Origin of the sequence: Thalassospira sp. CH_XMU1448-2 (assembly GCF_037027285.1) — a bacterium.
Taxonomy (GTDB): domain Bacteria; phylum Pseudomonadota; class Alphaproteobacteria; order Rhodospirillales; family Thalassospiraceae; genus Thalassospira; species Thalassospira profundimaris_C.
In genome coordinates, this window is sequence record NZ_JAYMEA010000001.1 from 420,629 (window position 1) to 432,822 (window position 12,194).

Annotated in this window: 6 protein-coding genes; 2 read left to right on the top strand and 4 right to left on the bottom strand. The window is 55.2% G+C overall.

Translation table 11 applies throughout. The annotated features are described in order from the left end of the window. Positions 1 to 255: 255 nt before the first annotated feature. Entirely contained in the window at positions 256 to 1,413 is a 1,158-nt protein-coding gene (gene ribA / locus WA318_RS02010) for a GTP cyclohydrolase II (RefSeq protein WP_336079753.1), read from the top strand. A gap of 134 nt (positions 1,414 to 1,547) precedes the next feature. Further along, on the top strand, positions 1,548 to 3,068 hold the full coding sequence (locus tag WA318_RS02015) for a hypothetical protein (RefSeq protein WP_336079754.1): 1,521 nt from the start codon (positions 1,548 to 1,550) through the stop codon (positions 3,066 to 3,068). 81 nt (positions 3,069 to 3,149) lie between these two features. On the opposite strand, the gene trpS is transcribed toward WA318_RS02015, so the two are convergent. From trpS to mutS, 4 genes are all read right to left on the bottom strand, one after another. Then, on the bottom strand, positions 3,150 to 4,151 hold the full coding sequence (trpS, locus tag WA318_RS02020; RefSeq protein WP_336080435.1) for a tryptophan--tRNA ligase: 1,002 nt from the start codon (positions 4,149 to 4,151) through the stop codon (positions 3,150 to 3,152). Between the two features lie 153 nt (positions 4,152 to 4,304). Continuing rightward, the gene (gene murJ, locus WA318_RS02025; protein WP_114096428.1) at positions 4,305 to 5,864 is read right to left on the bottom strand and encodes a murein biosynthesis integral membrane protein MurJ; all 1,560 of its coding nucleotides are present in this window, start codon (positions 5,862 to 5,864) and stop codon (positions 4,305 to 4,307) included. A gap of 516 nt (positions 5,865 to 6,380) precedes the next feature. Continuing rightward, entirely contained in the window at positions 6,381 to 9,122 is a 2,742-nt protein-coding gene (locus WA318_RS02030) for a [protein-PII] uridylyltransferase (RefSeq protein WP_114096429.1), read from the bottom strand. Positions 9,123 to 9,351: 229 nt separating this feature from the next. Beyond that, positions 9,352 to 12,075, bottom strand: a complete 2,724-nt coding sequence (gene mutS, locus WA318_RS02035; RefSeq protein ID WP_114096430.1) for a DNA mismatch repair protein MutS — start codon at positions 12,073 to 12,075, stop codon at positions 9,352 to 9,354. Between the last annotated feature and the right edge of the window lie 119 nt (positions 12,076 to 12,194).

Consider the following 12,194-nt stretch of genomic DNA (forward strand, 5'->3'; position numbering starts at 1 on the left):
TAAAGTGCATTTTCAAGAACAAACTGTTTTCGCTTTAACCCTGTGCAGGACCCAGTTTACTTAATACAGTCACGTCGTCGGTTTATCCGGACAGTTTTGTCGTAAAATCTTGAAAGATGTTTATCTTCCTGCGATTTTGCGCAGCACTTGGAAACGAACCAGACAGACCAATGCGGTTATATTAAGTAATCCGGGTCCTTATCCAGCCCCATACCCACCGGATCGCGATGTTGTGATCACAAAGACAAGATAACGATGACTCAAAGTTCTGCCGCCCCGGCCCAAAATAACAGCAATCTGACCCCGGCCACCGATCTGGTGACTGTGTCGCGCGCCGTGGCCGATTTGCGCCGTGGCGAGGTCGTCCTGGTGCAGGGCCATGACAATGGTGAAGCCCACAGCGTTGCCGTGATTGCCGCAGAACCCCTGTCGCAGATCGGTTTTGATCGCCTGTGTGATATTGCCCGCGAAGGCGAAGCACCGGCAATTGTTATTCCGCGCGTTCGGGCAAAATCCTTGGGGCGGGCATGCAAGGATGATCCGTTTATCGCCTTTGTCAGTGCGGATCGATCAGGCATCAATGCCGATCGTCTGGGCGAGATCGCCAATCCGTTGCTTGATCTTGATGCATTGCCAAAGGGTGACTGGCGCCCGGTTTCGATGGCCGAAAGTGCCGCCATTCGTCTGGCCAAACTTGCCCGCCTTTTGCCTGCTGTCGTAACCGTACCGGTTGCGCCCGATCAGCTTGAAAACCTTGCGCGTGCCCAGAATTTGCTGGTGCTGCAATCAGAAAGCATCAATGGATATGAAAATGCCTCGGCAGCAAGTCTGCGCGAGGTCAGCCAAGCCCGCGTGCCGCTGGAAAATGCCGAAAATGCAACCGTGATTGCGTTTCGTCCCGAAGATGGCGGGCAGGAGCATCTGGCCATCGTGATTGACGAACCGGCCAAGGACAAGCCGGTTCTGATCCGCCTGCATTCTGAATGTTTCACCGGTGATCTGATCGGATCACTGCGCTGCGATTGCGGACCACAATTACGTGGCGCGATTTCAGAAATCTCGCGGGGCGGGCAGGGCGGCATTGTGCTGTATCTGCGTCAGGAAGGACGTGGCATCGGACTGGTCAACAAGCTGCGTGCCTATGCCTTGCAGGATCGTGGTTTTGATACGCTTGATGCCAACGAAGAGCTTGGCTTTGATGCGGATGAACGTGTGTACCGCCCTGCGGCCGAAATGTTGCGCCAGTTGGGATTTGAAACGGTGCGTTTGCTGACCAACAACCCGGAAAAGATGACGGGTCTGGAAAGCTGGGGGGTGAAAGTGTCGGAACGTGTTCCGCACAAATTCCCGTCCAATGGTCATAATGAATTCTATCTTCAGACCAAGAAAGAGCGGGCCGGGCATCTGTTCTAGGGTACCCGGCAGAAGATTCCGACAGGCAGGAATGCGTCGGAGCTACTAAGAATAAAATCCTTATTTTTCAATGAATTAATTAAATCACAAATTGGCACTCCTTTTGCAAATTATCTGGCAAGAGGAGGACAATCATGTCGATTGGTGCAAATTGGCGGCAAATTTCGCCCGGTAGCGTTCCGGGCGTCGCGGGGGATGTGGCAGGCAACAAGTTTGCCCAGTCCAACGCGGCTGACCAGCTTTCCGATACATCGGAAGGCCGAAGCTTTTCCGAATATATGTTCGGCAAGGATGGCTTTGAATTCAGCGATGTGATTGATGTAATTAATCCCCTGCAACATATTCCCGGTGTCGGGATGATTTACCGGTCGCTGACCGGTGACGAACTGGGTAACGGTGCACGTGTCGTTGGTGGCGGGCTGTTTGGCGGGGTCTTTGGCCTTGCCGGGGCGGCAATTGATGCCGTGGTTGATGCTGTGACCGGTGAAGATACCGGCGCGCACGTCATGGCCTTTGTCGAGAACAGCTTTGGTGGTGGTTCCGGTGATGCCGGGACCGCGATTGCCGATGCGTCCGAAAACCCCGCAACACCGACCAATGTCGCAGCCTTTGACGCCACATATCAGGGGGATCTGGTTCTGCCCTGGATGGCCGGGCAGCAAACAACGCCATCCGCTCTTGCAAGCACCTCAGCGGCAGAGCAGGCAACGATTGTGCAAACAGCACCCACCACCCCGGTTGACCAGACCATTCTGGCATCGGCCAATACTGCCTCGAACGCAGCTGCCTATGGCATCAAGGCAAGTGATCTGAATCTGCCTTGGGGTCAAAGCGCGGCATTGGTACAACCGATAGCAAATCCGGTGCTGCAGGCACAGCAAACTGCACAAATGCATCCGCAATCCGAGCCCCAGCTTGGCCAGGCCGAAAGCGCAAGCCAGCTGCCCGCTAATGATCCCGCAGAACTGGCAGTTGCCATGGCCTCAGCGGGAACCACTAACCCGGTATCGAACGTCAAACAGACCATTGCGTCAAACTCGTCTGCCAGTGATGGCCTTCGTCGCCCGACATTTAGCAATGATGGCGGCAATACGGTATGGGCACGCGCGCAAAATGGCGGACGCCTGAGTCGTGAAGCAAATACAATGGCGATTTCTTCTGAGATGGCTGAATACCAAGCGCGTGAATCAAAGCGTGTGTCGGGTGCCTCGGCTAAACAATCATCGCTTAATGGTGTGTTGGATAAGGTGAACAATCCGGGCACTCAAGATCGGTCAAATCTTGGCGGCGGTGAACCGTTATCCGCTGCCGAAATGGCAGCACGGTTTAACGCAGCCCTTGGGCGTGACAAGGCACAGACCATGGCAGCAGAAGCCGTTGCAAGCAGCAATGCGGTCGCCGATCAGGGGACTATGACAGCGCGCCCGGTCAGCCACAGCAGCGATACGCGCGTGAATAATGCGACAAACAATACGGCCAACAGCGCAGCAGAGGATGCAGCCGAAATGCACCCCCTGATGGAACGCGCATCAAGCCATATCGGGACAGAAGAACCGGTCGGTGCATGGTTCAGTCAGACCATGATGGACGGGTTGAAGAAATATCAGGCCATGCAAAAGCAAAACCAGCCCCAATCGACGGGCAATGCCATCTGATCGTCCTTGGCAATGCCGCGTTTTAAAAAAATCCCGCCTGTGATGCACAAGCGGGATTTGTCATTTCAAACGGTGATCTGATCAGCTGTTAAGGAAGCCGACGATTTCCTTGACCTCGCGCAGGATCGGCTGGGCGATGGCATTGGCGCGCTCCGCACCCTTTGCCAGTGCACTGTCGATATAGGCCGGATCGGCTTTAAGACGTGCCATTTCCTCGGTGATCGGGGCGAGTTTTTCAACAACCACATCGGTCAGCGCCTGTTTGAAGCCCGAGAATTGCGTGCCGCCATGCTCGGCCAGAACCGCATCAACCGTGCTGTCGGTCAGGGCCGCATAGATGGTGATCAGGTTCTTGGCTTCCGGGCGGCCTTCAAGACCGGCTGCTTCACTCGGCAGTGGTTCCGGGTCGGTTTTGGCCTTGCGGATTTTCTTGGACAGCGTGTCGGCATCATCCGTCATATTGATGCGCGCCATATCCGATGCATCGGATTTGGACATCTTTTTCGCGCCATCCCGCAGCGACATCACACGGGTTGCCGGACCAAGGATCAGTGGTTCGGGCTGCGGGAAGAAATCTTCAACGCCGTAATCATTGTTGAATTTCAGCGCGATATCGCGGGCCAGTTCAAGATGCTGTTTCTGGTCTTCGCCAACCGGAACATGGGTCGCCTTATAGGCCAGAATGTCTGCGGCCATCAGGCTCGGATAGGCATACAGACCAAGGGAGGCATTTTCGCGATGCTTGCCGGCCTTTTCCTTGAACTGGGTCATGCGGTTCATCCAGCCGATACGCGCGACACAGTTAAAGATCCAGGCCAGTTCGGCATGGGCGGAAACCTGACTCTGGTTGAACAGCACATGTTTTTCCGGATCAATGCCCGACGCAATCATGCTCGCAGCAAGTTCACGGATGTTGGAACGCAGTTCTTTGGGGTCCTGCCAGACCGTGATGGCATGCATATCAACAACACAGAAGATGCAATCATACTGCTTCTGCAAGGCAACCCAGTTACGGATTGCGCCAAGATAGTTGCCAAGATGAAGGTTACCGGTGGGCTGAGCGCCCGAAAACACACGTTCCATAACGTTGTCGTCCATTTCAAGTGATGATCAATAAAGCCTGCATACTCCGCCAAGTTTTGGACACCCGCCGGCGGACGAGCATGCAAGCAAGCAGCGCGGAGTTAAGCCGCCCGGCGCGATGAGGTCAAGCAGCTTGTCGGGAATTGGCCGGATTTATTGCGTGCGGGGGGCTTTTCCGCGTTTGAAGGTCGCCTTGAGCTCGGAAAGGTTGGTTGCACCAAGCAGTTGGGCCGATAGGCCATAGATCATCAAACCGCCAATGACACAGGCCGTCATGATGGTGATCCGCATGACCGAAAGCGCATCATTGTCCCAGAAGACATCAATGGCAAACCACAATGCCGCCCCCATCAGAACCGATGCCAGCAAGATGCGCGGCAACCGTCTGACCAGTCGGGCATCAAACACAAGATCGCCGCGGCGATGAAGCAGGAAGCCCAGTGATCCGGCATTGACCCAAACCGAAACAGAGGTCGCGGCAGCAATGCCAAGATGGCCGAACCATGGCATCAGGGCGATGATCAGAACGATATTCAGGATCATGCAGGAAATACCGATGCGGATCGGAGTTTTGGTGTCTTCACGGGCAAAGAAGCCCGGTGCAAGAACCTTGACCAGAACCGAGGCCGGGAGGCCAAAGGCAAAAACGATCAGGGCAAGGCCGGTCATGCGGGTTTCTTCGGCCCCGAAGGCCCCGCGCTCAAACAGGACATTGATCACAGGCAATCCCATGACGCCAAGGGCAACCGCGGCCGGAAGGGTGAGCAAAAGCGCGATTTCAATGCCGCGATTCTGGCTATACATCGCGGTTTTGGGATCAGCCCCCTGCAACTGGCGCGAAAGCGTCGGCAAAAGAGCAGTGCCAATCGCAATACCGATCACCCCGAGCGGGAGCTGTTGTACGCGGTCGGCATAATAAAGCCAGGACACCGCCCCGTCGGAAACAAGTGATGCCAGCATGGTATCGATCAGAAGGTTCAACTGATAGACGCCAGCCCCGATCATGCCCGGGATCATGCGTTTGCCAAGCAGTTTGACCCGGTCATCGACCCTGGGCATCTGCCATTTGATGGCAAATCCCGCGCGTTTGCAGGCAATGACCAGACAGATGAACTGGGCGACACCGGCGGCGGCCACCCCCCATGCAAGGGCATGGGCCGGGGTTTCGGTCATCGGTGTCAGGCCAAGCAGGGCGGCAATCAGACAGATATTGAGAATGATCGGCGCCCCGGCGGCGGCGGCATAGCGGTGAAGGGTGTTTAAAACACCCGACATCAGCGCGACGGCAGAAATAAAGGCAAGATACGGGAAGGTAATGCGCGACAATTCGACGGCGAGCGCGAATTTTTCCGGGTCCTGGGCAAAGCCCGGCGCGAAGACATACATCGCCCAGGGCATTATGATTTCAATGATTGCAACCAGAAAACCGGTAATCAACACCAGCATCGACATGGCGCGTGCGGCAAATTCGCGCGCGGCCTCCATGCCGCGCTTTTCAATGTCACCGGCCAGAAGCGGGATGAAAGCCGCCGAAAAGGCTCCTTCGCCAAACAGACGGCGAAACAGGTTTGGGAATTTGAACGCAACAAAGAATGCGTCGGCCATGCCCCCGGCCCCCAGCATACCGGCAATCAGAATGTCGCGGCAAAAGCCCAGCAATCTGGACAACAGGGTAAAGCCACTCACCGTGGCAATGGAGCGTACAAGCGACATTCGAAAGCATTCCGTCTCAAGGAGTCGTCGGGTTTGGCTGTGATGATCGCCAATTGCGGCAATTATCAAGCTGGCTGGATGAAAATCTGACAGGTGAAGGTGAAGAAGTCGTAATGAGGCGTCGCAAACCGGGTAAACCTATATCACAGAAATATGAAAGTCGTTGAACCGGGGCATTTTTTTTTCGCCGGTTGTGACAGTCGTCACAGAAAACATGTTGCTGAGGGACTAAATTCCAATTCGCTGAGGATTCGTTGGGACGCGAGCCTCATTATTGGACGGGCGGGGAAATAAGGGGATCCACCTCAACCTGCTGCACTCCGAGGACAACGACATCGTGAATAACAGGTCACGATGTCGGATTTGGTTTTTACCCTTCCTCGTCCGTCACAATTCTCCATACGACAAGATACCGTTCTGATCGCGGAGATTGGAACTACCGGATTGATCCATACCGTGGTGGCGTCAAGGACGCCATATGGGTACTGGATCAATCCGGTTTGTATTTCACGGGTCTTAATTATTCTGAATCGATTGCGTCAGGGTTTCCTTGACCTGGACAAATTTGGTCCGGCTATCGATTTTCAGGCCAAACACATCCTTCACATAAAAGACGTCAACCGCGCGTTCGCCAAAGGTGGAAATACGGGCTGATGCGATCTGCAATGACAGGTCGCGCAAGGCGCGCGTGATGTCATAAAGCAGGCCAAGACGGTCGCGCGCAGTAATTTCAATCACCGTATGGGTGCGGCTGGCCTTGTTATCGATGATGACGTTGGGTTCGACCTTGAAGACGGCGGTGCGGTGCGAGTTGTCCTTGGTCTGGCGACGTTCGATTTCATGACTGGGACGCAGGCGGCCCGAAATCACCTGTTCAAGGGTTTCACGCAACTTTTCGAGCTTGGCCGTGTCGTTAAACGCCTCGCCATTGGTGTCCTGAACAAAGAAGGTATCAAGCGCCATGCCATCTGCAAGGGTCAGGATCTTTGCATCAACAACGTTGGCCCCGCACAGGGCCATGGCACCAGCAATCTGGGAAAAGAGGCCCGGATGGTCGGTGGTGTGAACCGTGATTTCGGTGGCATCGATTTCGGTATCAATGCGGACATCAACGGTGATCTCGGCACCGGTTTTCTTGGCATCCCGGGTCAGATAGGCGTGTTTGACATGCACATCGGTATCGAAACTGAGCCAATAGGACGGATAGCCGCGATCAATGAAGTCTTCGATATCGTCCGTTGGCCAATCGGCCAGTGCCTCGCGCAGGGCCATCTGCGCATTGGCAACACGCGAATCGCGGCTGTCGGCGTTCAGGCCACCCGACAGAAGATCGTCGGTGGCAAAGTAGAGCTCACGCAAAAGCGTTGCCTTCCAGCCATTCCAGACATTCGGGCCAACCGCGCGAATATCGGCCACGGTCAGACACAGCAACAAGCGCAAACGTTCCTGTGATTGCACCAGATCGCCAAAGGCCTTGATCGTGGTCGGATCATTGAGATCACGCTTGAAGGCGGTCAGGCTCATCCACAGATGGGCCTTGACCAGCCAGGAAACGGTTTCGGTATCTGCCGGTGACAGGCCAAGACGCGGACAGAGCTTTTCGGCGACCTCGGCCCCAAGCTCGGAATGATCACCGCCTCGTCCCTTTGCAATATCATGAAGCAGGACGGCAACATACAGCACACGCCGCGAGATGACCTTGCCCATGATCCGGGTGGCCACAGGGGCGTCTCCGGCCAGTTCGCCATTTTCAATCTGGTTGAGGATGCCAATGGCGCGGATGGTGTGCTCGTCCACGGTATAGGTGTGGTACATGTCATATTGCATCTGGGCAACGACACGCCCGAAATCGGGGATGAAACGGCCAAGAACCCCGGCCTCGTTCATCTTGCGAAGGGCAATATCGGGGCTGTTGCGGTGGGTCAGGATTTCAAGAAAGACCTCGTTGGCAACCGGATCATTTTGCAATTTGTGATCGACAAATTTCAGGCTTTGCGTCACCCAGCGCAGGGTTTCGGGATGGATGCCGACCCCGTTCTGATGGGCGACCAGGAACAGGCGCAAAATCTTGATCGGGTCTTCTTCAAAAACGCCGAGATTTTCAACGGTCAGTCGTTCATTGCGTAATTCGAACCCGTCAATTTCCTTGGTGCCAAACAGCTTGCCGGGGAAACGGATCAGCGGGCGACGCTGATGGCGTTCTTCAAGGGCGGCACAGAATATGCGCGTCAGGTTGCCGACATGTTTGACCATCAGATAATAGTGTTTCATGAAGCGCTCGACACCCGAGGCCCCGGCATGATCGGTATAGCCAAGGCGGGATGCAATTTCGCGCTGCGTGTCAAAGGTCAGACGGTCTTCTTCGCGATCAGACAGATAGTGCAACCAGCACCGCACTGCCCACAGGAAATTCTGGGCTTTGAGGAAGCCTTGTGCTTCCTTGCGGGTCAGGACCTTAAGGTCGACAAGTTCCATCGGTGAATTGACGCGATAAAGATATTTGCCGATCCAGAACAGGGTGTGCAGGTCACGGAGGCCGCCCTTGCCATCCTTGACGTTGGGTTCGACCACATAGCGCGAATCCCCCATCCGGACATGGCGGTCATCGCGTTCATTGAGTTTCTTTTCAATGAATTCAAGACCGCTGCCCTTGACCAGTTCATCCATGAATCGGGTGCGAAACAGATTATAGGTTTCCTCATCGCCCCAGACGAACCGGCTTTCTAGAAGGTTGGTGCGAATCGTAATGTCCTGTTTGCCCATGCGCAGGCAATCATCAACTGACCGGGTGGCGTGACCGACCTTAAGACCCAGATCCCACAACATATAAAGAATGAATTCAACCACCTGTTCGCCATGGGCGGTCTGTTTGTAGGGGAACAGAAACAGGATATCGACATCCGAATGCGGCGCCATGTCGCCACGCCCGTAACCGCCGACCGCGACAATCGACATGCGCTGTTCATTGGTGGGATTATGCAGCGGATAGACAAAACTGATGGCAAAATCATGGATCAGGCGCACCAGCTGATCCATCAGGAAGCTGTTGGAAAAGACCGTTTCCTGACCGGAATTGCTGGCTTCAAAGCGGGTGCGAATGACAGTGCGACCGGCCTCCATGACCGATTTCAGCTTTTTGAGAACTGCGGTGCGCTGTTTGAAGTTTTTCAGATCCGGGTCATTTGCAATCGCTTCAAGCTCGGCAAAGACTGTTTTCCGGTCGATGATTTCGCGCTGCTTTTTGATCTTGTAGGTCACGTTGGTCGGTTTCCTTGCGCCTGCTTGCGGTCTGAGTGCCGATTAAAGCCAATACCATAGTAACGACAATTTATTGCGACCGCACCCTATGCATGTGCCGTGCCGAAATCCGGGCTGTTAGATCGTGTTGCTTGCTCGTCAAAACAAAACAGGCACCTGCCTCATATAAGGGCAAGGTGCCTGTTTTTCATGCGCCAGATCCAGCTTTGCCAGATACAGTTTTGATTGCCTAGTCTTTCAAAGCACGCAGCCGATAAAGTGCATCAAGGGCTTCGCGCGGGGTCATGTTATCGGGATCAAGATCGGCAACCGCATCAAGAAGGGCCTTTTGACCATCTGACAGGGAAGGGGTGCTCGCACGTTCTTCCTTTGCGGCCTGTTCGATGGCCACCGCAAACAGTGGCAGGTCATCGGCAAGTTTGGAAACCGCACCGCCCTGTTCGCCCTTTTCAAGGGTTTTCAGAACCTGTTCGGCGCGCTTGATCACGGGTTTTGGCAAACCGGCAAGCTGGGCGACGTGAATGCCGTATGAACGATCCGCACTGCCTGCACCGACTTCATGGAGGAACACAACCTCGCCCTGCCATTCCTTGATCAGCATGGTGTGACAGGACAGATGGGCAAGCTTGGCGGCAAGCGCGGTCAGTTCATGATAATGGGTGGCAAACAGGCCACGGCATTGATTGATTTCATGAAGGTTTTCAACCACAGCCCAGGCAATCGACAGGCCATCAAAGGTCGCCGTGCCGCGCCCGATTTCATCAAGGATGACAAGCGACCGGTCCGTTGCCTGATTAAGGATCGATGCAGTTTCAACCATCTCGACCATGAAGGTCGATCGGCCACGGGCAAGATCATCGGCCGCCCCCACGCGCGAAAACAGCCGGTCAATCACCCCGATATGGGCCTTGGCCGCCGGAACGAATGCGCCGATCTGGGCCAGAACCGCAATCAGGGCATTCTGGCGCAGGAAGGTCGATTTACCGGCCATGTTCGGACCGGTGATCAGCCACAGGCTTTGTTCATCTTCAAGGCGGCAATCATTGGCAACGAAGGGTGAGTCGCCATTTTCACGCAGGGCTGCTTCGACCACCGGATGGCGACCGCCGCGAATGTCAAAGGCAAGGCTGTTATCAATGTTCGGGCGCACACAGCCCTGATCACGGGCCAGTTCGGCAAGGGCGGCAGATACATCAAGACCGGCCAATGCCTGCGCACATTTGGCGATGGCGTCGGCCTTGGTCAGAACGGCGGCAACCAGTTCCTCGAACAGTTCAAGCTCAAGGGCAAGCGCCTGGTCGCCTGCCTTGGAGACCTTGCTTTCAAGTTCGGAAAGCTCGACGGTGGTGAAACGCACCGCATTTGCCATGGTCTGGCGGTGGATGAACTCGTCTTCTTCCATCATCTTGTCGGCGGTTTTGGCCGATACCTCGATGAAATAGCCCAGAACGTTGTTGTGTTTGACCTTAAGATTTGAAATCCCGGTCTGCTCGGTATAGCGGGCCTGAAGATTGGCGATGAGTTTTTTGCTTTCGCTTGAAAGCATGCGCAATTCATCAAGCGGCGGGTGATATCCCCCGGCGATAAAGCCGCCATCACGGGCCAGAAGCGGCAGGTTTTCCGACATTGCCCGACGCAACAGATCAATCAGATCGCCATGATGGCCCATTGCGGTCAAATGATCGCCAAGTGCCTCTGGCTGGGTGGTCAGGCCATCATTGCCGCCATCGGGCTTGGCCAGCAGATTGCCAATCGCAAAGGAACAGGACAGACCGTCACGCATCGCCGCCAGATCACGCGGACCACCACGACCAACCGACAAACGCGACAACGCACGTTCAATGTCGGGGCATTCCCCAAGGGCGGCGCGCAGGTCCGAGCGCAGCGCATCGCGATCATGGAAATATTCAACCAGATCAAGGCGTTTATTGACTTCTTCGGCATTGGTCAGAGGCGCCGACAGACGGGCGGCCAGCAACCGTGCCCCGGCCCCGGTCCGGGTGCGGTCAATGACCGAAAGAAGCGATCCTTTGCGCTCACCCGACTGGGTCTGGATCAGTTCCAGTGATCGGCGGGTGGCGGCATCGATTTCCATCGCCGCACCCTCGGCCACACGGGTCGGGGGCGACAGACGGGGCATCTGGCCTTTCTGGGTCAGATCGACATAATCAATCAGCGCCCCGGCTGCGGAAAGTTCGGCAATCTCGAACCCGCCAAAGGCATCAAGAGCTTCGACCTGATAGAGCTTTTTCAGGCGCAGCTGGGCATTTTCAGCATCAAAGCGCGCGGTCGGCTGCGGCGTGATGATGTTTTTGTATTCGGCATAAATGTCAAACACGTCTGCGCGGTTGAGCATCTTTTCCGAAAACAGGATTTCACCCGGATCAAGCCGTGCCAGGGCAGCCGGAAGGCCTGCCATATCACAGGGCTGAACAAAAAAGTCGCCGGTCGACATATCAAGCCAGGCCAGACCGACCTTGCCACGCACTTCCGAAACGGCTGCCAGATAATTGTGGCGCCGTGCATCCAGAAGGCTGTCTTCGGTCAGGGTACCGGGCGTGATCAGGCGAACGACACCGCGTTTGACCACGGATTTTGCACCGCGTTTTTTGGCCTCTGCCGGGTCTTCCATCTGTTCGCAGACGGCAACACGGAACCCTTTGCGAATAAGACGCTGAAGATAGGTTTCGTGACTATGGACGGGAACACCGGCCATGGGAATTTCGTTACCCTGATGCTTGCCGCGTTTTGTCAGGGCGATATCAAGGGCTTCGGCGGCTTTGACTGCATCGTCAAAGAACAGCTCGTAAAAATCGCCCATCCGATAAAACAGCAAGCAGTCCTGATACTGTTCCTTGATTTCAAGGAACTGCATCATCATGGGTGTTGCGCCTTCACGGGAAAAGGATGGCGCGGTCGGTGTGGTGTCGGATGTATCAGCGATGTTGTTCATGACGTCTGTGATAGCAAACCCTGAAGGCATTGACGAGAGGTGGCAAAGTGCGAAGTCATAGTTTTTGACCTATGCCATTGCAACGCCTGAATTTCCGTAAAATATATATGTATTGCACC

Excerpts from the sequence above, each read along its gene's own strand:
- ribA (WP_336079753.1), top strand. The coding sequence starts at position 256 with ATGACTCAAAGTTCTGCCGCCCCGGCCCAAAATAACAGCAATCTGACC.
- trpS (WP_336080435.1), bottom strand. The coding sequence starts at position 4,151 with ATGGAACGTGTGTTTTCGGGCGCTCAGCCCACCGGTAACCTTCATCTT.
- mutS (WP_114096430.1), bottom strand. The coding sequence starts at position 12,075 with ATGAACAACATCGCTGATACATCCGACACCACACCGACCGCGCCATCC.
- murJ (WP_114096428.1), bottom strand. The coding sequence starts at position 5,864 with ATGTCGCTTGTACGCTCCATTGCCACGGTGAGTGGCTTTACCCTGTTG.
- WA318_RS02015 (WP_336079754.1), top strand. The coding sequence starts at position 1,548 with ATGTCGATTGGTGCAAATTGGCGGCAAATTTCGCCCGGTAGCGTTCCG.